Origin of the sequence: Sporocytophaga sp. (assembly GCF_017745095.1) — a bacterium.
Lineage (GTDB): Bacteria > Bacteroidota > Bacteroidia > Cytophagales > Cytophagaceae > Sporocytophaga.
In genome coordinates this window covers 175,368-195,945 of the sequence record NZ_JAGHZZ010000003.1, presented here as the reverse complement: position 1 = coordinate 195,945, position 20,578 = coordinate 175,368, and the positions used below count along the sequence as shown (strand labels likewise).

Sequence of the window (20,578 nt, the reverse complement as noted above, 5' to 3'; positions counted from 1 at the left end):
TAAAATATTTCATTAAATTATACTCTGCTGAATGATAGTCGTTTGCCGAAGTTACTTTCGTCAAATTTTCCCTCTTCATACACAAGATTTCCACTTACGAAGGTATGAGTAACCTTAGAATGAAAATTTACTCCCTCAAAAGGAGACCAACCGCATTGGTATAAAATGTTGTTTTTGGCTACTTCATAAGATGTATCTAGGTCCACTAGGGCCAGATCTGCCCAATAACCTTCCTTGATATATCCTCTCTTTTCTATCTGGAAGCAAATGGCAGGATTGTGAGACATCTTTTCAACTATTTTTTCCAGACTGATTTTACCTTGTTTGTAAAATTCAAGCATTGCATTGAGACTATGCTGAACCAAAGGACCACCTGACGGTGCTTTCCAATAGTTCTGACTTTTCTCTTCTATTGTGTGAGGGGCGTGGTCTGTAGCGATAATATCAAGATGATCATCAAGCATAGCCTTAAAAAGGGCTTCTTTGTGCCTTTTTTCTTTTACCGCAGGGTTCCATTTTATCTTGGTCCCAAGTCTGTCATAATCTCTGCTGTCAAACCACAAATGATGCACACAGACCTCAGCCGTAATTCTTTTTTCACTTAATGGTTTGGTATTGTCAAAGAGGCTAATCTCTTCTTCTGTAGAGATATGAAGTATGTGCAATCTTGAATTAAATTTTTTGGCCAAACTAACAGCCATAGAAGAAGATTTATAACAAGCTTCTTCATTTCTTATAATAGGATGGATAAAAGCAGATGGATTTTCTCCATATTTTTCCTTTGCCAATGCAGTGTTTTTCAGAATCGTTTGTTCATCTTCACAATGTGTAGCGATGAGCATGCCAGCATTTTTAAATATTTCTTCAAGCGTCTTTTCATTGTCAACCAACATATTGCCGGTAGAAGACCCCATAAAGACTTTTAATCCGCAGACATTTCTAGGATCTGTTTTCAAAGCTTCCTTTAAGTTGTCATTTGAAACACCCATGAAAAAAGAATAATTGGCTAAGGAAGTTTGTGAAGCTCTTGCATATTTTTCTGCCAATAATTCCTGAGTTAATGTATTAGGAACAGTATTAGGCATTTCCATGAAAGAGGTAATACCGCCTGCAACAGCTGCTTTAGCTTCAGAATAAATAGTTGCTTTATGGGTTAAACCCGGTTCTCTGAAATGAACCTGGTCATCTATAACGCCTGGAATCAGATACTTCCCCTTCGCATCGATTACTTTATCTGCCGGTTTGGAAGATAGGTTTTTGCCAATTTCTGCTATAAATCCGTTTTCTATAAAAACATCACCTGAAGAGATACGCCCTTCATTTACTATATTTGCATTGAGGATAAGTATTTTTTTCATTCTTGAAAATATTTGTCACAAGATACAACCTGCTTCATCTTGGGGCAACAATAATATTGCTATAATAGATCATGTCCAATTTATTTGAAAATTTAAAGCTTAATAAGCAACTACTTAGCGCCATTGAAGATGCCGGTTATGAAAAACCGACTGAAATCCAGGAGAAGGCGATTCCACAGATTATGGCAGGACATGATATTCTGGGCATTGCGCAGACCGGTACTGGCAAAACGGCTGCTTATCTGTTGCCATTGCTGATGAAAATAAAATATGCGCAGGGAATGAATCCTAAAGCATTGATCCTGGCGCCGACCAGGGAGCTGGGGATCCAGATCAATGAAGAGATTAAAAAGCTGGCAAAATATACGGACATCAGAACAGTGGCTGTCTTCGGAGGAATTGGTTCTAAGCAGCAAATTGAAGAAATCAGGAAAGGGGTGGACGTTATCGTAGGTACTCCGGGAAGGTTTATGGATTTGTACAGGGCCAAAGAGCTTGTTGTAAAAGAAATTAAGACGCTCATACTGGATGAAGCCGATAAAATGATGGATATGGGATTTATGCCCCAGATCAGGCAAATCCTTGAAGTGGTGCCGACCAAGCGGCAAAATTTATTGTTTTCAGCAACAATGCCTGCCAAGGTTGAAGCATTGACAGAAGAATTTCTGGAGTATCCTATGAAAATAGAAGTGGCTCCTCAGGCCACTACTGTTGAAGCGATCGAACAGGAACTATATAAAGTTCCCAATTTTAAAACTAAAATAAACCTTCTTGGGCACTTATTAAGAAATCAGGAGTTAACCAGAGTCATCATTTTCGTGAAGACAAAGGAAACAGCAGAAAATGTATTCAAATTTATTGAAAGGAAAATTTACACGGAAGTCAGGGTCATTCATGCAAACAAAGGGCAGAACACCCGCATCAATTCAATAGACGCATTTAAAGAAGGGAATGTAAGGATACTTGTGGGGACTGATGTGGCTGCTAGGGGGATAGATGTTTCCAAAGTGAGCCATGTAATCAATTTTGATGTACCTCTTATCTATGAAGACTATGTACATAGGGTAGGAAGAACAGGAAGGGCGAGTGAAAGTGGCGTTGCCATTACATTTGCTTTGCCTAATGAAGCTTACCACATCGAGCAAATTGAAAAACTCATACGTAAAAATATTTCTGTCAAAGAAATTCCGGATAAAGTTATAATAGAAGAAACTCCATTCGAAGAGAAACAGACAATGGATCGGGAATTGGATGATCTTAAAAAGAGACTCAATCCTGAATTTAAAGGTGCATTTCACGAGAAAAAACATCCGAGAAAAGAATTTCCAGGAAAAAAGGATTCTGCTAAAAAAAGCAATATGCAGAAGGGGAAAAAAGATGTTAAAGGCAAATCCGCAGGGCCGAGAGATAAAGCAGGACCAAAAGGTAAAACTGCCCCAAAAGGGAAGTTTAAAAAATGATCTTTTAACTTTGACTAATAAAATTTTACAATAATCGAGATTATGTTTTTATTAATCTAAAAAAAAAGCGTTGTAACGGGCAATATCATATATTAGTATTATAGTTTTCTGGTTGAATAATTATTAACAACTTTCCATAGCTGGTTGAAAGATCTTGGGGTTGAGTCGGGGAGCCCTCCTCGCTTGCCCCAAGTTTCCTTTATAAGGAATCCTAAAAGCAACTTCTTCAATTTTCCTCCAATTTTATTATTGATATTGCTTTTAAGCATTGCAAACCTGAATATATTAACGATGACATGTTTCTTTTTGGACTCTGTCGCAAATACATCTTTCCTTTTCATTATTAGCAAGGTTTGAAGATCTATTTTAACAGGACATGCAAGGCTGCAATTTCCGCAAAGTGTGCAGGAATAAACAGGATGTTGTACATTTACCTTGTCAGGCGTTATAATAGACTTTACAGGAAACTGTATTACTTGACCATCCTGATTTATCGGGCAGACAGAAACACATTGCATGCAATCTATGCAAGAGGTAAGCTGCCTTTTTAAAGGATCTGGCAAAAGATCTGTTTTACCACCATCTACCAGAATTACTATAAGTCTCTGGGCTGGTGATAATGGGCCGGACAATATTTGAAATGGTTGTGGCTTCTCAGGGGAATGGAAAAAATCAAGGAAAAGAGGAAGATCCTTTCCTGAAGGAATCACTTTGTTGATGTCGGCTATAAGTATAGTAACCTGACCGGCTGCAAAGAAATTTATAGCATCACCAGTAATAATTGCATTTCCTGATTCAGAAATAAGAAAGTTGGCTTCTGAAATACTCAGTAGCCGTTTTTCTTCTGTTACCGGATTTTTTTTGCTGATTATTTCTAAACCAAGATTCTCCAACTTACCTGAAAGGCTTTGAGGAAGCTTTGCTGCGGCTTTTGAAGAGATGTTGAACTTCTTGAGAGAAAATTTTTCTGCAAGCCTTATGATTTCATTCTGGGCATCATCATATGTAGTACTCCAGATTACATGACCGCCTTTTTTTGAAAAATTCGTTTCAAAGTCTTTGAGATGCTTTTCTAGATTTGAGACTGTAATCTCTCTGATATAAGACGCTCTTTTCCTGGCCAGGGAAGGATTGCTGAAGTTTGTTAAATATGAAGCTCGCGTCATTGGTTATTTCTTTCCTCCGTCAACTTTAATTTTTTCCTCTCTATTGGCAAGTTCCCATGCAGTTGCAAAGATTAACCTTGTAATTTTGGCAGCTTTTTCAAAAAGAATTTTATCTACAGTATCTGTAGACTGGTGATAGTCTTTGTGCACTCCACTAAAATAGAATATCACCGGAATGTTATTTTTCGCAAAGTTATAGTGATCAGATCTGTAGTAAAATCTGTTTGGGTCATCAAATCTGTTAAATTTATAGTCCAGGTCTAATTGAACACCGTTTTTATTAGCATTTTCATTAATTGTGTGAAGGTCAGTTGAAAGGCGGTCACTACCAATGATATACACATAGTTTTCGTTGTTGGCATGATCTTCATCTAGCCTTCCGATCATGTCTACATTAAGATTTGCAACGGTTTTATTAAGTGGGAAAACAGGATGATCTGTATAAAACTCTGACCCCATAAGCCCTTTCTCTTCTGCGGTCACAGGCATTATCAGAATACTTCTTCTTGGTCCTTGTCCGTTTTTCTTTGCGAGTGCAAAAGCCTCTGCCATTTCAAGTAGTGCAGCAGTTCCGCTTCCATCATCATCTGCTCCATAATATGTCTTGCCACCTTCAATGCCAAGGTGGTCATAGTGAGCAGTAAGTATTACAACCTCATCTTTTTTGTCGGTTCCTTCTATAAAGCCAAGTACATTTTCTGTCTCTACCGCAGACTCAATGACATCGGCTTTGTATGAAAATTTTGCAGACTTAAACGAAGGGTTATAATCATTACCTGCTTTTGCTATTTCTTCCTTCTGGGCCAGAAGTTCTTCCTCAGTTGTTTTAAGCATTTCAGAAGCAAGTTTGGTGCTGATAAACAGAGCGCTTCCGCCTCTTAACTTATCTGAGAAACTAAGATACGGCTGAGCGATGTGGCTTTTCAGCTGATTCAGTCTTGTCTCATAATCACTGAAATTATTCCCTACAATTATGAAAACTTCCTGAGCTCCAAGTTTTCTAGCCTCTGAAGCTTTTTTCCTCCAATCGTTGCCCCAGTCAGAAGCCTGTGCTGTACCCGTTACCAATGATTTTCCATCTTTTACAGGCTCTCCCATAAATATTATTACAGCCTTGCCTTTTAGATCCTTATTCCTGTAATCCGAATATTCAGGAGTATTAATTCCATAACCTCCGAAGATTACGGGAACTTTTATCTCTTTAGGAACTTTTATATCTCCGTAGGCATAGAAGTCTTTAAGAAAGACTTTCTTTTCCTTTCCAACTTTCAGATATACATCCCCCCAGGTTCTCTTTACCAGGATAAATTTCTGAAAATAAGATTTTTGGCCATTGTCGGTAGTTACCGGGGCTTGTAGTCCAAGTTGTTGAAAGTGGTTTCTAATATATTCAGCAGCCTTCTTTTGGCCTGCCATACCGGTTTCTCTTCCTTCGAGACTGTCAGATGCCAGAATGTGAAGATGCTTGGACAGGTCATTGGCAGTAATGGTTTTTTCATAAGTGGCAACCTGGCCAAAGGCCTGGTTCATGAAGGTAAAAAGACTGAAAATAATGAGTAATCTGTTCATTCGGTAAATTTAATTATAGACATGGCGTAAAAAAAGAAACTAATGAATATAATTGAAAGGACGCTAAAAAGGTTCTTTCAAATCATTGTAATTATTTAGTTATTGATAATCAGTAAGAAATCAGGAAAGTGGCCCTGTAATAGTTATCCACACCCTTTTCTTTTGCTTATTATCTCACTTTAAAATTGAGTACTTTTGCAACATAGAAAAGCATAATTGGAATCCTGTTTATGAAAATTAACCTTAACCAAAAATCAGGCTTTAACGAAAGACATATAGGACCTTCTAAAAATAATCAGAAGGAGATGCTGGATCTGATAGGCGTTAAAAGTCTGGATCAATTGATCAACGAAACCATCCCTGAGTCTATTCGCCTGAAAAAAGAGCTTAGCCTTCCTGAGCCGCTAACGGAATTTGAGTTTCTTAAGCATTTCGGTGCATTGGCAAATGAAAATAAAATCTACAAATCATATATTGGATTAGGTTATTATGGCTGTATTACACCTCCGGTTATTCTGAGAAATATTCTTGAAAATCCGGGATGGTATACTGCTTATACTCCATACCAGGCAGAGATCGCTCAAGGCAGACTTGAAGCATTGATCAACTATCAGACAATGGTTACAGATCTGACCGGAATGGAACTTGCCAATGCTTCTCTTCTGGATGAAGGCACGGCAGCTGCAGAAGCGATGAACCTTATGCATTCGGGCCGTGCAGGTTCAAAAAAGAATGCAAATACTTTTTTCGTTTCAGAAAATTGCTTCCCGCAAACCTTAGATGTTCTTAAAACTAGATCTATTCCTCTAGGAATAACTCTTAAGGTTGGTGATATAAATACACCTGAAGCTTTAGGTACTGATATCTTCGGTATTTTACTTCAATATCCTGATGCCAATGGTGAGGTTATTAATTATAAAAATCTAACTGATACTGCGCACAAACACGACATAATGGTTGGTGTTGCTGCAGATCTATTAAGTCTTACTCTTCTCACACCTCCGGGTGAATTTGGTGCGGACGTTGTTGTAGGTTCAACTCAAAGATTCGGCGTACCAATGGGATATGGTGGTCCGCATGCTGCTTATTTTGCTACTAAAGATGAATTTAAAAGAAGTATACCGGGAAGAGTTATCGGAGCTTCAGTGGATGCTCAAGGTAAGCATGCCTTTCGTATGGCTTTGCAAACAAGAGAGCAACATATCAGAAGAGAAAAAGCAACTTCCAACATCTGTACAGCGCAGGTACTCCTTGCTGTAATAGCAGGAAGCTATGCTGTTTATCATGGTCCTGAGGGCTTAAAAAACATAGCGTTGAAAGTAGCAGGATTGACTAAAGTTCTGAACAATAACATTGTAGATCTAGGGTTCAATCAATCCAATAAGTTATTCTTTGATACGCTAAAGATTGAAACAGGAAACCTGACTGATTCTGTAAAGAAGATAGCAGAAACCAAAGAAATCAACTTCCGTTATTCTGGAACAAGCACATTTATTACGCTTGACGAAACTGTAGATGTTGCAGCATTAAAAGATATAATCTCTGTATTTGCTGAAGTAAAAGGGAAGAAGGTTGAAGATGTTCTTTCAAAACTTTCTGTAGACGTAGATATTACTTTCCCTGGATTAGAAAGAACTTCATCCTATCTTCAACATCCTGTCTTCAACTCTTACTATTCAGAGCATGAAATGCTGAGATATCTTAAGAGATTGGAAAACAAAGATCTTTCTTTAGCTCATTCCATGATTTCATTAGGTTCATGCACTATGAAGCTAAATGCTACTACTGAGATGATTCCAGTGACCTGGGAAAAAATAGGTCAGATACATCCGTTTGTTCCAGCATCTCAGGCAGAAGGTTATAAGAAGATCTTTACAAACCTAGAGACCTGGCTTTCTGAAATTACTGGATTTGCAGGTGTATCCTTGCAGCCAAACTCCGGTGCTCAGGGAGAATATGCAGGCCTGATGGTAGTGAGAGCTTATTATGAAAATAAAGGAGAAACACATAGAAACGTAGCATTGATTCCTAGCTCAGCTCATGGTACTAACCCAGCTACTGCTGTAATGGCAGGAATGAAGGTAGTTACTGTGAAATGTGATGAAAAAGGGAATATTGATATCTCGGACTTAAGAAGTAAGGCAGAGCAATACAAGAATAATCTTTGTGTGCTGATGGTGACTTACCCATCTACTCACGGCGTTTTTGAAGAAGGTATCAAGGAGATTTGCCAGATTATTCATGACGCAGGCGGACAGGTATACATGGATGGAGCAAACATGAATGCACAGGTAGGGCTTACCAGTCCTGCAAATATCGGAGCAGACGTATGTCATTTAAATCTTCATAAAACATTCTGCATACCGCATGGTGGTGGTGGACCAGGCGTAGGACCGATTGGAGTGGCCGCTCATCTGAAACCATTCCTTCCAGGAAATCCAATAGTAAAAACTGGTGGTGAAAAGGCTATTCATGCGGTCTCTGCAGCACCTTGGGGTAGTGCAAGCATATTGCCAATTTCATATGCATATATCGCGATGATGGGAGCTGAAGGCTTAAAGAGCTCGACACAGCACGCAATTCTTAATGCAAATTATATAAAGGCAAGACTAGAGAAGTTCTATCCAATATTATATACCAATACCAAAGGTCGTTGTGCTCACGAATTTATTCTTGATTGCAGAGAATTCAAACACACAGTGGGTATTGAGGTAGAAGACATAGCAAAAAGATTAATGGATTATGGTTTCCATGCTCCGACTGTTTCATTCCCGGTTCCGGGGACTCTAATGATTGAGCCTACTGAAAGCGAGTCAAAAGAAGAACTTGACAGATTCTGTGAAGCAATGATTCAGATAAGAGAAGAGATCAGAGAAATTGAAAACGGAAAAGCTGATAAAGCAGATAACGTACTTAAACATGCTCCTCATACAGCAGAGGTAATCATGGCTGATAAATGGACAAGACCATATTCAAGAGAAAAAGCAGCATTCCCAATAGATTGGATCAGGCTCAGGAAATTCTGGCCTTCTGTGAGCAGAATTGATAATGCTTATGGTGACAGAAATCTTGTTTGTACTTGCCTTCCTGTTGAAGATTATGCTTCACATGAAGAAGTGGTTCAATAAATCATTTAGATCTTTTTAAGAGAAGGGTAAAGATAAAATAAAGGGAGGTTGTCCATTGGATAACCTCCCTTTTTAATTTAAGATACCCCTGAAAAAATATTATAAGCTATTCAGAATGGTATTCACCCAATTCTTATCACTTTCATGAATGATGATCGTTTTAAACTGAAATCTATCCCCTTCAATTTTCAAGCCTGGAGAGTCATCTACATGAATGTCTATGTCAAATGAAGGAGGAAACTTTGAAGCCATTGTTTGCCTTTCTTTAAGTGTCATATTATGTTTTGTTGGTTAATTATTTTGTCAACAGGAATTCCATAAGAGTAAAACATTAGTTTAATTCCTGCAATTGACCGTAATGACGTTGTATAGATACATATTGTATGTCCTCTCGTGCGTAATTCCTTAAATAGAGCGATCGTTCCTAACCTTATTTTTTCCTGGCCTGTCAGCGTTTGAAAGATATTTCGCTTTTCAGTTTCAAATAGTTTAGTTCCGGGAATTAGTGTGTCATCCAGATCAAATGATATTGTCATGAAGTTACAGGTGAAATTGTAATCAATAGTTTATAGTTGAATTTGCACTGGATTTTGTAAAAATGCAAAGTGTTTAAAAATGGCAGGTAATTTATATGTTAAGTCCTCTCTGAGTGATATCTCAATATAAGTGTTACAGCATCTAAATTTTTTTTGTTGTACTTTTTAATGAATTTTATTTTTGTACAAAATCTGGATTAGGACTCTGCTGCCCTATGTTTTTCTAGTTATTTAAGCTGTTGAAAAAATAAAATAAAATATTGCTATAATTATAATTTTAACAATTTAGGTTATTGTTGAGTTTTTTAATTATAATTTTTTATCAAAATATTTATATTTTTGATTTGATGGTGCATACGAAATAAGCTTTATTCAGGTTTCGGATTTTGCATTTAAGTAATAGTTTCTTTACCGCATGAAAAACACATAAACTATGAAAAGAAAAATTTTACTCTTTTTATCGCTGGCCATTCTGGGGAATGTCTGGAATGCAAATGGGCAGAATATGCCTTTCCCCCAAAATAAAATTTACCCCAATGGTATAATGCCAACAAACAGAAATGCTTCGGATGCTTCATCTAACTATAGTGTCTGGAAGTCCAATTGGACAGCCGCCTGCGGAGATGGTAGATACAGAGTGAAATTCGATACCCCCAATCAAACAGTATCTGAAGGTATTGGCTATGGAATGTTGATGGCAGCTTATGCCGGCGACAAAACTTATTTCGATGGTTTCTGGAATTATTATAAGTCATTTAGAAATTCCAATGGTGTTATGCATTGGAAAATAAACGAATGTTCTTCAATCGTAGGATCAAACGGAGCTTCTGATGCGGAATTTGATGCCGCAATGGCACTCATCGTTGCTCATAGTCAGTGGGGAAGTGCCGGTAGTATTAACTATCAGAACGATGCTAAAACTCTTATCTCAGCAATTAAAACTCACGAACTTGAGAGTGGTACAAAAGTAGTAAAGCCAGGAGATCAGTTTGGCGGAAGTAACCTGACTAATCCTTCTTACTTTACTCCAGGATATTTCAGAGTATTTGGAAAGTTTACCAATGACGAAGCTTTCTGGAACTCAGCAGCTGATAAGTGTTATGAGATCATCAACGCAAACCTTTCAAAAAATAACGCTGCCGGTGGTTTTGTTTCTGACTGGTGCAAAGCTGACGGAACATATTCCTCTAATGCAAGCGGATATTATTCAGGAGGAACCAAATTCCACTATGATGCAGTTAGGACGCCATGGAGGATTGCTGTAGATTATTTATGGTTTGGTACACCGGAAGCAAAAGCCTATGTTAAAAAGACTTCAGATTTTATAAGAACTAATGGTGGTACCAAAAATGTAAAAGACGGCTACAACCAGAATGGTTCTGCTTATGGTACTGCACATAATTGTACCTTCGTTGGTACCTTTGCATGTGCTGCAATGGGTGGTGAGAACCAATCTCACCTGGATGATTCTTATTCCGACTTAAAAGGAATTAACGAAGCAAACTGGTACTTCAATCAAACTTTAAAAACGCTTTATCTTTATCTGCTATCAGGAAATTTTTATAATCCTCTTAGCACTGAAAGTGCAAATGTTTCACCAACAGTTTCATTGACTGCTCCGACTTCTAATGCTGCATTTACTGTAGGAGAAACGATTACCATTAATGCTAATGCTTCTGATTCCGATGGCTCAGTTTCCAAAGTGGAGTTTTATCAGGGAACAATCAAACTGGGAGAGGATGCAACAAGTCCATATTCCTTCAGTTGGACTAATGCAGCAGCAGGTTCTTATGTAATCACAGCAAAAGCCACAGATGATAAAGGTGCTTCAACTACTTCGGCTTCAGTTACGATCACAGTGAATGCAAAAGCAAATGTAGCTCCGACAGTATCATTGACAGCTCCGACCGCTAATACTGTTTTTACAGTAGGAGAAACGATCACCATTAATGCTAATGCTTCTGATTCCGATGGCTCAGTTGCCAAAGTGGAGTTTTACCAAGGTACAACCAAAATAGGAGAGGATGCAACAAGCCCATATTCATTCAGCTGGACAAATGCAGCCGCAGGCTCTTATGTAATCACAGCAAAAGCCACAGATGATAAAGGTGCTTCAACGACCTCGGCTTCAGTTACGATCACAGTGAATGCAAAAGCAAATGTAGCTCCGACAGTATCATTGACAGCTCCGACCGCTAATACTGTTTTTACAGTAGGAGAAACGATTACGATTAGTGCTAATGCATCTGATGTTGATGGTTCAGTTTCCAAAGTAGAATTTTATCAGGGAGCAACTAAATTAGGAGAGGATGCAACAAGTCCATACTCTTTCAGCTGGACAAATGCAGCAGCAGGTTCTTATGTAATCACGGCAAAAGCCACAGATGATAAAGGTGCTTCAACAACTTCTTCTTCAGTTATGATTACGGTGAATGAAAAAGCAAACGTTTCACCAACAATATCATTGACAACTCCGACTGCTAATACTGTATTTACAGCAGGAGAAACGATCACCATTAGTGCTAATGCCGCCGATTCAGATGGCTCAGTTGCTAAAGTTGAGTTTTATCAGGGAAACACCAAATTGGGAGAGGATGTAACAAGTCCATACTCTTTCAGCTGGACAAATGCAGCAGTAGGTTCTTATGTAATTACAGCAAAAGCAACAGATGATAAAGGTGCTTCAACGACTTCATCTTCAGTTGCAATTACTGTTAATGAAAAAACCAATGTTTCACCAACAGTATCATTGACAGCTCCGACTTCCAATCAAGTATTTACGGTTGGAGAAGCTGTTATTATTAGCGCAAACGCATCTGACGCCGATGGATCTGTAGCTAAAGTTGAGTTTTATCTTGGAGACCTTAAAATAGGCGAAGATGTTTCAAGTCCTTTCAGCATAAGTTGGACCGATGTGCCTGTGGGTGGTTATACCATTACAGCAAAAGCATTTGATGATAAAGGTGCTTCCACAATTTCTACTGCAATAAATTTTACAGTTAATGCTAAAGATAATGCATTGCCAACTGTTTCAATTGTTACCCCGGTTCCTAATGCTGTATTTGGAGAGGGAGAAGTGATTAATATCTCCGTAAATGCATCGGATCCGGATGGATCTATTTCAAAGGTTGAATTTTATCAAGGAACAACCAAGATAGGTGAAGTTTCATCAAGCCCATATTCATTTAGCTGGACAGGTATAGCTGCAGGAAGTTATTCAATTGCAGCTAAAGCAACAGATGACAAAGGAGCTTCGACTACTTCTTCTATCGTCACAATATTTGTTCAGGCAAAAGAAAATCTTTCTCCTGCAGTCTCAATTATTTCTCCTCTTACCAATACCTCATTTGACGCAGGAGCTACTATTACCTTTTCCGCTAATGCATCTGACGCCGATGGATCTGTAGCTAAAGTTGAGTTTTATCAAGGAGCAACGAAGATAGGAGAAGATGCATCAAGCCCATATTCTTTCAGTTGGACTAATGTTGCTGCAGGAAATTATTCAATAACAGCAAAAGCGACTGATGATAAAGGGGCAGCGACTACTTCTTCTGTGATTAATATTGTCGTTAAGGCTCTGGATGGGAAAGCTCCTACAGTTGTCATAACTTCGCCAGCTAACAATGCGACGTTCGTCAAAGGTAAAACGATAACTATCAATGCAGATGCTTCTGATGTTGATGGAACAATTGCAAAGGTAGAGTATTATGAAGGCACTGTTAAAATCGGAGAGGAATTGCTTGAGCCATATTCGCTATTGTGGAATAATGCGTCAGTAGGAACTCATACAGTTACTGTAAAAGCAATTGATAATTCAGGTTTGTCTTCAGAGGCAGGCCCAATCACAATCATTGTTACGGAAAACACTGCTCAAAAAGAACCTTATAAAGGTTCTCCAGCTATAATTCCTGGGAAAATTGAAGCAGAGAATTTTGATCTTGGAGGATTGGATGTTGCTTATTATGATGATACAAAGGATAATAAAGGTGGCCAGTATAGAAAAGATGAATATGTTGATATTGAAAGCTGCTCTGAAGGAGGTTATGATATCGGTTACATGGACATTGGAGAATGGCTGGATTATACTGTAGAAGTAAAGGAAACCGGAACATATGAACTGGGAGTGAGAGTTGGCTCTCCGAATTCAGGGAAAGTATTGCATGTTGAGATGAATGGAGTAGATATTTCTGGTCCTGTAACAGTAGCAAATACAGGGGACTGGCAGAAATATACAACAGTAAAGGTTTCCAATATTCAGCTTACTGCTGGTATACAAACTATGAAGATAGTAATGGATTCCGCAGAGTTTAATCTAAACTATGTTGAATTTAAGAAGATATCATCTCCGACAGTATCTTCTCCTTATAAAGGAACTCCAGCCATAATTCCTGGGAAAATTGAAGCAGAGAATTTTGATCTTGGCGGATTGGATGTTGCTTACTATGATGATACAAAGGATAATAAAGGCGGTCAGTACAGAACAGATGAATATGTTGATATAGAAACCTGTTCAGAAGGTGGTTATAACATTGGTTATATGGATATCGGCGAATGGCTAAACTACTCGGTAGAAGTAAAGGAAACAGGAGTCTATGAACTTGGAGTGAGAGTTGCTTCTCCGAATTCAGGAAAAGTATTGCATATTGAGATGAATGGTGTAGATATTTCTGGACCGGTTACAGTACCCAATACAGGAGACTGGCAGAAGTATAAAACAGTAAAGATCTCTAATGTTCAGCTTACTGCAGGTGTACAAACTATGAAGATAGTTATGGATGAAGCAGAATTTAACCTTAATTATGTAGAATTTAAAAAGTCATCATCCCCGACTGTATCATCTCCATATAAAGGAACTCCTGCTTTAATCCCTGGAAAAATCGAAGCAGAGAATTTTGATCTTGGTGGATTGAATATTGCTTACTATGATGATACAAAGGATAATAAGGGCGGCCAATATAGAACGGATGAATATGTCGATATAGAAACCTGTTCTGAAGGTGGCTATGATATCGGATTCATGGATATTGGTGAATGGCTAAACTACTCAGTAGAAGTGAAAGAAACAGGTACCTATGATCTGGGAGTGAGAGTTGCTTCTCCAAATTCAGGAAAAGTATTGCATGTTGAGATGAACGGTGTGGATATTTCTGGATCTGTAACAATTCCTAATACTGGCGATTGGCAGAAGTATACAACTCTGAAGATTTCAAATGTTCAACTTGCAGCGGGTCTACAGACTATGAAGATAGTGATGGATTCAGCAGAGTTTAACTTAAACTATGTTGAATTTAAAAAGACATCATCATCCCCGACAGTATCTTCTCCTTATAAAGGCAGTCCAGCTTTAATCCCTGGAAAAATCGAAGCAGAGAATTTTGACCTTGGAGGTTTGAATATTGCTTACTATGACGATACAAAGGATAATAAAGGAGGCCAGTATAGAACTGATGAATATGTAGATATAGAAAGTTGTTCTGAAGGTGGCTATGATATTGGGTACATGGATATTGGGGAGTGGCTAAACTACTCAGTAGAAGTGAAAGAAACAGGAACCTATGAACTGGGAGTGAGAGTTGCTTCTCCGAATTCAGGAAAAACGTTGCATGTTGAAATGAATGGTGTGAATATTTCTGGGCCAGTTACAGTACCAAATACAGGTGATTGGCAGAAGTATACTACTGTGAAAATTTCTAATGTTCAGCTTACAGCTGGTCTTCAGACCATGAAGATAGTACTGGATTCAGCAGAGTTTAACCTTAACTATGTCGAGTTCAATCCTGCATCAACTCCAAGCCTGCCAAGCGGAGCTTGTCAACTTACTGAAGTTCCTGATGCTTCAAAATTTGTGGTAAGAAATCAGTTTACCGATCAATATCTTGGAGCTGGTGCAAGTAATGAAAATAACGCTCTGAAGGTAACTCAGAGACAATGGGGACAATCATATCTGTACGTCATAGAAAGCGGAGCAAAGCATTCTGTGGAAGCAGGAAAATCTTATACTATCTCATTTGATTTTAAAGATGATGCCGATGTTAATATTGCTTCAATAGAAACAGGGTTTGCAAAGTCAATTGAATGGTATGGTGCAGAAAATGTGCAGCCATTAGCAAAGATTGAAGGAGATTTTACTTCATCTGATTTTGTAAATAAGTCAGTTAGCTTTAATGCTCTTTCAACAGGAAGCTATTATCTGGTACTTAAACTAAACTGGAATGGACAACCAAATAAACAGCTTGTAAATTATGTCAAAAATATCTCTATATGCGAAGAAATAGCTATGCCTTCTGCAGCCAGAGCAGCACTTGGAATGACCATTGCAGGGCCTAATCCATTTAATGATGAAACATTAGTTTCTATTCCTTTTGCTGGTAATGGGGTATCTGAGGCAACAGTTAGTATTAATGATGTATATGGAAAGCCAGTAACAGTTTATACGACTACGTTTGAAGGCCAATTATTACCAATAGGTAAAGGGCTAGCAATAGGAACTTATATTGTTACGGTGACCTATGAAGAGAATAGCTATACGACAAGGATTATAAAGAATTAGTGTTTTTAAGTAGGTTACAGTAAGGTTAATTTTTTAGTGAAACACGAAGAGCTGCTCGAAAGGGTAGCTCTTTTTTTTTAAAGCGTAAAGCTCAAAGCCGAAAGCTCAAAGCATAAGGCCACAAAGCTAAAAGTATAAAATAGGATACATAAGCTTTCCGCTTTTTGCCTTGTGCCTTGTGCTTTATGCTTAAAAAGAACCTAATTATAATAAGCCTGGTTTTTCTTAGAAGAGATAATAAAGCAGAAAGAATATGATTGATCAGATTTTAAAGTTAGCCAAGGACAATTTAGGACCGGTTCTTCAACAAAAGGAAAATTTGAATTCTCAACAGCTGGATAAAACAATGGAGGTTGCGGGAGACTCTTTTAAAGGAGGTTTGCAAAGTATGGCCTCATCAGGAAATGGCAATCAACTGTTGAACTTATTTAACGGCAAGAGCGATCAGGAAGGAAAACAGAATTTCTCTAATTCAATTATGAAGAAATTCGTTCCTTCTATAGCTTCCAAGTTAGGTATTGATGAATCTAAAGCTCAGTCTATTGGCAATTCAGTAATTCCGTTTTTGTTAGATAAGTTTACTTCAGAAGGTGGACAAGCAAAAGATAGCGGGGATTTATTGAATAAGGTCGGTATAGGAGGAGTGGGTTCTGTGACAGAAAAAATTGGAGGGCTCTTTAAATAAGAAAATAGTTTGCTGAAATCTATATAAAATGAATGTTGATTTACAAATCAATAAGCAAATCAACATTCATTTTATATAATCATCAAATATGTCTTTCTGCATGGTAAGAAGACCTTACCAATGGTCCGGATTCAACATAGTTAAATCCTTTTTGAAGACCTACTTCTTTATATTTTTTGAATTGATCCGGATGTATGAAGTTAACAACACCCAGGTGCATCTTGGTAGGCTGAAGATATTGACCAAGTGTTAATACGTCCAGGCCATGAGCCAGAAGATCATCCATTGCTTCATAAACTTCTTCTTCCGTTTCGCCTAATCCCAACATAATACCAGACTTGGTTCTTTTTCCGAAGTTCTTTATTCTGTGTATCTGCTCAAGGCTTCTTTCATATTTGGCTTGTGGTCTCACAAGTCTGTACAGCCTCTTTACTGTTTCCATGTTATGAGATACAACTTCCTGGCCTGCACTGATCATTCTTTCAAGCGCCTCCCAGTTGCCTTTCACATCTGGAATAAGTGTTTCGATGGTCGTTTGAGGAGAAACTTCTTTAATGGCTTTTACTGTCTGATACCAGACCTCAGCACCACGATCTTTCAGCTCATCTCTGTTAACCGATGTGATCACGCAATGCTTTACTGTCATCAATTTTACTGCTTCAGCAACCCTTCTTGGTTCATCGATATCATATTCGGTGGGTCTTCCTGTTGCAACAGCACAAAACGAACAACTTCTTGTGCATACGTTACCAAGGATCATAAACGTGGCTGTTCCTGCTCCCCAGCATTCACCCATATTTGGGCAATTTCCGCTCTGACAGATTGTATGAAGTTTATGATCATCAACAAGCTGCCTTACTTTTGCATACTCTTTTCCAACAGGAAGCTTTACCCTTAACCAATCGGGTTTGCTTTTTCTCGTTGGTTCTGAGTTGTTTACAACTTCTTCGGCCATTCTATTACTATTTGAAATTTACGAAAAATAAGAAAGATTTTTGCCAAATCCTAAGCACAGACCTGCTTCTCCCTAACAATGCAGAGAATCAATTAATTTGGTAAAAAGTAACTATTTTCTTCTTCCGTAAAATATTGTCACGTATAAAGACGTGAATACAGATTTATTTTGATAGGAATGATTGATGTCGTCAAGGATGACCATTTTCTGAGGATAAGCCTCAATCAAAGTTCCTATTTCTATGCCGGATACATTGCTTATAAAACTTCCGAACTCAAAGCTTATCCCTGCTTTCACGTTCAATCCAGGAACTATTTTCATTTGATCAAAACCGGAGAAAATGCCCCCTGTGCCCAGAATTTTGTTAGTATTGGTATGCTTCTCTGGATCATAGGGTTCTATTGCAGTATAGGAGTCATAATCATATTCAATAGTGTATGGCTTAAGGATTCCAATAGTTAGTCCTCCGGCAAAAACTGCATCAACCTGCACACCTTCTTCAGGAGCTTTATGGAATAAAATTATAGTTCGACCATATTGCAATCTGACAGGAAAGAGATAGTTTTTCTTTTGCTGAACGTAAGGGCTGCCGTTAGAGCTTGCATACTTAGCTTCTTTGGGATGTTTTACATTTACTATTTCGACTCCGAACGTTTCGTAAATATTGTTCTTTTTTAATCTTGAATATCTTCCGTTTAATCCACCTATAAATCCGGCATTGGTATTAAAATTCAAGCCAATAAGAAATTCCCTTTTATAGGGTGGTTCCAGCACCTGAGCCTTTGTTTCTGATATACAGATAGAAACAAGCATTAGGATATAAAAAACAACCTTTATAAATTTCATTTTAATTAATTTTCTATTTTTAAACTTAACTTAAAAATCAAGTTTTGGTCTGATGTTTTCAATAAAAAATAAATATCTGGGAGATTTGAGAACCGAAGCGGTTCATCTGAAGTCTGGTAATACGATTATTACTGATGCTCCTCTTGACAATAACGGAAAAGGGGAAGCTTTTTCACCCACAGATTTGGTTTCTGCTGCGCTTTGCAGTTGCATGATGACTATCATGGGAATTACTGCAAGAAAGGAAAACCTTCTTATTGATGGAGTGGAAGCGGAGGTAACCAAGATTATGACTGCCAATCCGAGAAAGATTTCCGAAATTCATGTAAACTTTACTTTCCCTACTGGCCTAAGTCTGAGCGATGAATTCAAAGGAAAACTTGAACACGCCGCTCATACTTGTCCGGTTGCATTGAGCTTAGATCCTGCAATTAAGCAGATAGTATCATTTAATTACTAAGCGGAAAGCTGTTTCTTAATTTCCTCGTAATTTATTCCCATATGTGAGGCATGGTACACGCAGTTGCCATTTTTAATAATCAGCAATTGCGGTGATTCATGCCTTACTTTAAACACATCCTCAATTTTATTAGAAATATTTCTAAAAGATATCAGGTCAAGATAAAATGGTTTAATTCCATTGACTTCCTCTGGTTTCCAGGATCTTTCCAGTCTGTTCAATGCTGTTGAACTTATTGAACATCTGGTACTATGCTTGAAAATAACCACAGGCTCTCCGGAGGATAAATCCTTAATATGGTTTAGTTGCTGCTCTTCTTTTAATTCCTGCCATTCCATAATTAATACCAAATTTCGCCTTCTTTTTTATCGTGTCTAGGTTTTCTATCCTTCTTCTTCATGTAATTTGCATCTTCAACACCACTGTTTCTTCCATACTTTTTCAACATGCGTTTTCTGTATCTTTCTTTGGCCTGGTATGAATTTTTAACCTTGCCGCCTCTGTACACAGAGCTAGGATGCATTCCTTTTCTCTTTCCTCTTACAACAATGTCTCCTTGGTAGTTAGCAATATCCTTTTGCTTCTTCCGTATTTTTCTCGCCTTCTGGTTTAAAGATCTAACTAAGATATCGCCTTTATAGTTTGACATCTGCCTGCTCTTCTCCACACGCATGGCTGTTCGTTTCTCAAGAAAATTGTTTGCAAGGTCTCCTTTGTAATTAGCAATCTGCTTACCTTGTTTTCTGTCAATTTCTCTTACTTCCACTAAAGCATCTGAGTTCCTTGGTCCTTGCATTCTGGATTCTCCAGGAACTATGTCCCCTTGATATTTAGACATTTGCTTGCTAAGCTTTCGCTCCTTTTTATGATTAACTACTACATAGTTATCATGAATAGGAGGTTTCATTCTGGATTCAGGTTGTGCTAAATCTCCCTGGTATTTAGCCATTTGCTTATTCAGCTTACGGTCTTTTTTATTATTAACAAGAACTGTTGTCCCTGCCGTATTTCTAGGAGCCTGTTGTCTGGATTCCATTGGCCTTACATCGCCTCCGGACCCTTTATTTATAGCTTGCGAAGTTTTTTTGCCTCCGTCTCTAGCTTTTACAGTTCCATCGCCGCTTCTAGGAGCCTGTTGTCTGGATTCTGATGGTTTAACGTCTCCACCCGACCCCTTATTGATCTTTTGTGAGGTTTTTTTGCCTCCATCCCTTGCCTTTACAGTTCCATCTCCGCTTCTTGGTGCCTGTTGTCTGGAATCTGACTGCTTCACATCTCCTCCAGAACTCTTATTGATCTTTTGTGAGGTTTTTTTGCCTCCATCTCTTGCCTTTACTGTCCCATTTCCACTTCTCGGACCTTGTTCTCTGGTTTCAATCGACTTTGATTTGGTCGACTTCTTAAGTGATTGTTTATCACCCTTTCCTGTTCTTTGTTTTACTTTAACTGTTGGCCCTCCATCTGAGCTCTGGGAAGAGGCCAAATGTGGAATGCTGAATGCCAGCAACAAAGAAAACAGGCATACCAGAAGGCGCCTGTTTGGATATTTTTGAATTTTGTATGAGCGGAGTAAGTTCAAGGCAGGAAGATTTAAATATGCGTTTTCCTTGGAGCGTTAAGTCTCTTATGTTTTTTCTTGTTTACAAGGCCTGTGGTTTTATCGATTCTGCCTCTTTTCTTTTTGGCAAGCTTAGGATCTTTCACTTCTCCGCTTTCATCAAACATGCTGAAGTCGGCCTCGTTGTTTTTACCCAAACCAGGGCATGGATAGTCTTTTTTTCTACATCCTGTTCCAAGGATTAATCCGACAAAAAGAACTATTAACGAGAAATAATGTAATTTTTTCACCATTTAATTATAGGATA

General features: G+C 38.2%; 15 protein-coding genes. 5 read left to right on the top strand and 10 right to left on the bottom strand.

Translation table 11 applies throughout. The features are described from left to right. Positions 1-17: 17 nt before the first annotated feature. Complete coding sequence (locus J7604_RS06030; protein WP_293892593.1) at positions 18-1,358, bottom strand: dihydroorotase; 1,341 nt, start codon at positions 1,356-1,358, stop codon at positions 18-20. A gap of 71 nt (positions 1,359-1,429) precedes the next feature. Between J7604_RS06030 and J7604_RS06025 the strand changes: the two genes are divergently transcribed. After that, positions 1,430-2,818, top strand: a complete 1,389-nt coding sequence (locus J7604_RS06025) for a DEAD/DEAH box helicase (RefSeq protein WP_293892590.1) — start codon at positions 1,430-1,432, stop codon at positions 2,816-2,818. Between the two features lie 98 nt (positions 2,819-2,916). On the opposite strand, the gene J7604_RS06020 is transcribed toward J7604_RS06025, so the two are convergent. Together J7604_RS06020 and J7604_RS06015 are read right to left on the bottom strand one after the other, a co-directional pair. Continuing rightward, positions 2,917-3,984 (bottom strand): 4Fe-4S dicluster domain-containing protein, encoded by a 1,068-nt coding sequence (locus J7604_RS06020; protein WP_293892587.1) that lies wholly within the window; start codon positions 3,982-3,984, stop codon positions 2,917-2,919. A gap of 3 nt (positions 3,985-3,987) precedes the next feature. Then, positions 3,988-5,553, bottom strand: coding sequence for a M28 family peptidase (locus J7604_RS06015; RefSeq protein WP_293892584.1), 1,566 nt, complete (start codon positions 5,551-5,553; stop codon positions 3,988-3,990). Between the two features lie 230 nt (positions 5,554-5,783). Between J7604_RS06015 and gcvP the strand changes: the two genes are divergently transcribed. Continuing rightward, positions 5,784-8,681, top strand: a complete 2,898-nt coding sequence (gene gcvP, locus J7604_RS06010) for an aminomethyl-transferring glycine dehydrogenase (protein WP_293892581.1) — start codon at positions 5,784-5,786, stop codon at positions 8,679-8,681. A gap of 99 nt (positions 8,682-8,780) precedes the next feature. Here gcvP and J7604_RS06005 read toward each other — a convergent pair whose 3' ends face one another. Together J7604_RS06005 and J7604_RS06000 are read right to left on the bottom strand one after the other, a co-directional pair. Continuing rightward, positions 8,781-8,957: a hypothetical protein gene (locus tag J7604_RS06005; protein ID WP_293892578.1), complete on the bottom strand. Its 177-nt coding sequence runs from the start codon at positions 8,955-8,957 to the stop codon at positions 8,781-8,783. Then, positions 8,954-9,217 (bottom strand): hypothetical protein, encoded by a 264-nt coding sequence (locus tag J7604_RS06000; RefSeq protein ID WP_293892575.1) that lies wholly within the window; start codon positions 9,215-9,217, stop codon positions 8,954-8,956. The genes J7604_RS06005 and J7604_RS06000 overlap by 4 nt, the downstream gene beginning before the upstream one ends. Positions 9,218-9,650: 433 nt before the next feature. Here J7604_RS06000 and J7604_RS05995 point away from each other — a divergent pair, with 433 nt between their 5' ends. Together J7604_RS05995 and J7604_RS05990 are read left to right on the top strand one after the other, a co-directional pair. Continuing rightward, positions 9,651-15,767: a glycosyl hydrolase family 8 gene (locus J7604_RS05995; RefSeq protein ID WP_293892572.1), complete on the top strand. Its 6,117-nt coding sequence runs from the start codon at positions 9,651-9,653 to the stop codon at positions 15,765-15,767. A 253-nt stretch (positions 15,768-16,020) separates the two neighbouring features. Beyond that, positions 16,021-16,452, top strand: a complete 432-nt coding sequence (locus J7604_RS05990; RefSeq protein ID WP_293892569.1) for a hypothetical protein — start codon at positions 16,021-16,023, stop codon at positions 16,450-16,452. Between the two features lie 82 nt (positions 16,453-16,534). On the opposite strand, the gene lipA is transcribed toward J7604_RS05990, so the two are convergent. Beyond that, positions 16,535-17,407, bottom strand: coding sequence for a lipoyl synthase (gene lipA / locus J7604_RS05985; RefSeq protein ID WP_293892566.1), 873 nt, complete (start codon positions 17,405-17,407; stop codon positions 16,535-16,537). Positions 17,408-17,518: 111 nt separating this feature from the next. Next, positions 17,519-18,253, bottom strand: a complete 735-nt coding sequence (locus J7604_RS05980) for a hypothetical protein (protein ID WP_293892563.1) — start codon at positions 18,251-18,253, stop codon at positions 17,519-17,521. 52 nt (positions 18,254-18,305) lie between these two features. Here J7604_RS05980 and J7604_RS05975 point away from each other — a divergent pair, with 52 nt between their 5' ends. Next, entirely contained in the window at positions 18,306-18,713 is a 408-nt protein-coding gene (locus J7604_RS05975; RefSeq protein WP_293892560.1) for an OsmC family protein, read from the top strand. On the opposite strand, the gene ytxJ is transcribed toward J7604_RS05975, so the two are convergent. Genes ytxJ through J7604_RS05960 form a run of 3 tightly spaced genes read right to left on the bottom strand, consistent with a single transcriptional unit; the run spans position 18,710 to position 20,564 of the window. Next, positions 18,710-19,051, bottom strand: coding sequence for a bacillithiol system redox-active protein YtxJ (gene ytxJ, locus J7604_RS05970; protein ID WP_293892557.1), 342 nt, complete (start codon positions 19,049-19,051; stop codon positions 18,710-18,712). The genes J7604_RS05975 and ytxJ overlap by 4 nt on opposite strands. Before the next feature lie 2 nt (positions 19,052-19,053). After that, complete coding sequence (locus J7604_RS05965) at positions 19,054-20,292, bottom strand: hypothetical protein (RefSeq protein WP_293892554.1); 1,239 nt, start codon at positions 20,290-20,292, stop codon at positions 19,054-19,056. An 11-nt stretch (positions 20,293-20,303) separates the two neighbouring features. Continuing rightward, positions 20,304-20,564 carry a hypothetical protein gene (locus J7604_RS05960; RefSeq protein ID WP_037576486.1) on the bottom strand — a complete coding sequence of 87 codons (261 nt, stop codon included), beginning with the start codon at positions 20,562-20,564 and terminating at the stop codon, positions 20,304-20,306. Between the last annotated feature and the right edge of the window lie 14 nt (positions 20,565-20,578).

What these genes read in the sequence shown, in the direction of transcription:
- ytxJ (WP_293892557.1), bottom strand. Translation starts at nt 19,051, where the DNA reads ATGGAATGGCAGGAATTAAAAGAAGAGCAGCAACTAAACCATATTAAG.
- J7604_RS06005 (WP_293892578.1), bottom strand. Translation starts at nt 8,957, where the DNA reads ATGACACTTAAAGAAAGGCAAACAATGGCTTCAAAGTTTCCTCCTTCA.
- J7604_RS06000 (WP_293892575.1), bottom strand. Translation starts at nt 9,217, where the DNA reads ATGACAATATCATTTGATCTGGATGACACACTAATTCCCGGAACTAAA.
- J7604_RS05995 (WP_293892572.1), top strand. Translation starts at nt 9,651, where the DNA reads ATGAAAAGAAAAATTTTACTCTTTTTATCGCTGGCCATTCTGGGGAAT.
- lipA (WP_293892566.1), bottom strand. Translation starts at nt 17,407, where the DNA reads ATGGCCGAAGAAGTTGTAAACAACTCAGAACCAACGAGAAAAAGCAAA.
- J7604_RS05975 (WP_293892560.1), top strand. Translation starts at nt 18,306, where the DNA reads ATGTTTTCAATAAAAAATAAATATCTGGGAGATTTGAGAACCGAAGCG.
- J7604_RS06030 (WP_293892593.1), bottom strand. Translation starts at nt 1,358, where the DNA reads ATGAAAAAAATACTTATCCTCAATGCAAATATAGTAAATGAAGGGCGT.
- J7604_RS06020 (WP_293892587.1), bottom strand. Translation starts at nt 3,984, where the DNA reads ATGACGCGAGCTTCATATTTAACAAACTTCAGCAATCCTTCCCTGGCC.
- J7604_RS05990 (WP_293892569.1), top strand. Translation starts at nt 16,021, where the DNA reads ATGATTGATCAGATTTTAAAGTTAGCCAAGGACAATTTAGGACCGGTT.
- J7604_RS05980 (WP_293892563.1), bottom strand. Translation starts at nt 18,253, where the DNA reads ATGAAATTTATAAAGGTTGTTTTTTATATCCTAATGCTTGTTTCTATC.
- J7604_RS06015 (WP_293892584.1), bottom strand. Translation starts at nt 5,553, where the DNA reads ATGAACAGATTACTCATTATTTTCAGTCTTTTTACCTTCATGAACCAG.
- J7604_RS06025 (WP_293892590.1), top strand. Translation starts at nt 1,430, where the DNA reads ATGTCCAATTTATTTGAAAATTTAAAGCTTAATAAGCAACTACTTAGC.
- gcvP (WP_293892581.1), top strand. Translation starts at nt 5,784, where the DNA reads ATGAAAATTAACCTTAACCAAAAATCAGGCTTTAACGAAAGACATATA.
- J7604_RS05960 (WP_037576486.1), bottom strand. Translation starts at nt 20,564, where the DNA reads ATGGTGAAAAAATTACATTATTTCTCGTTAATAGTTCTTTTTGTCGGA.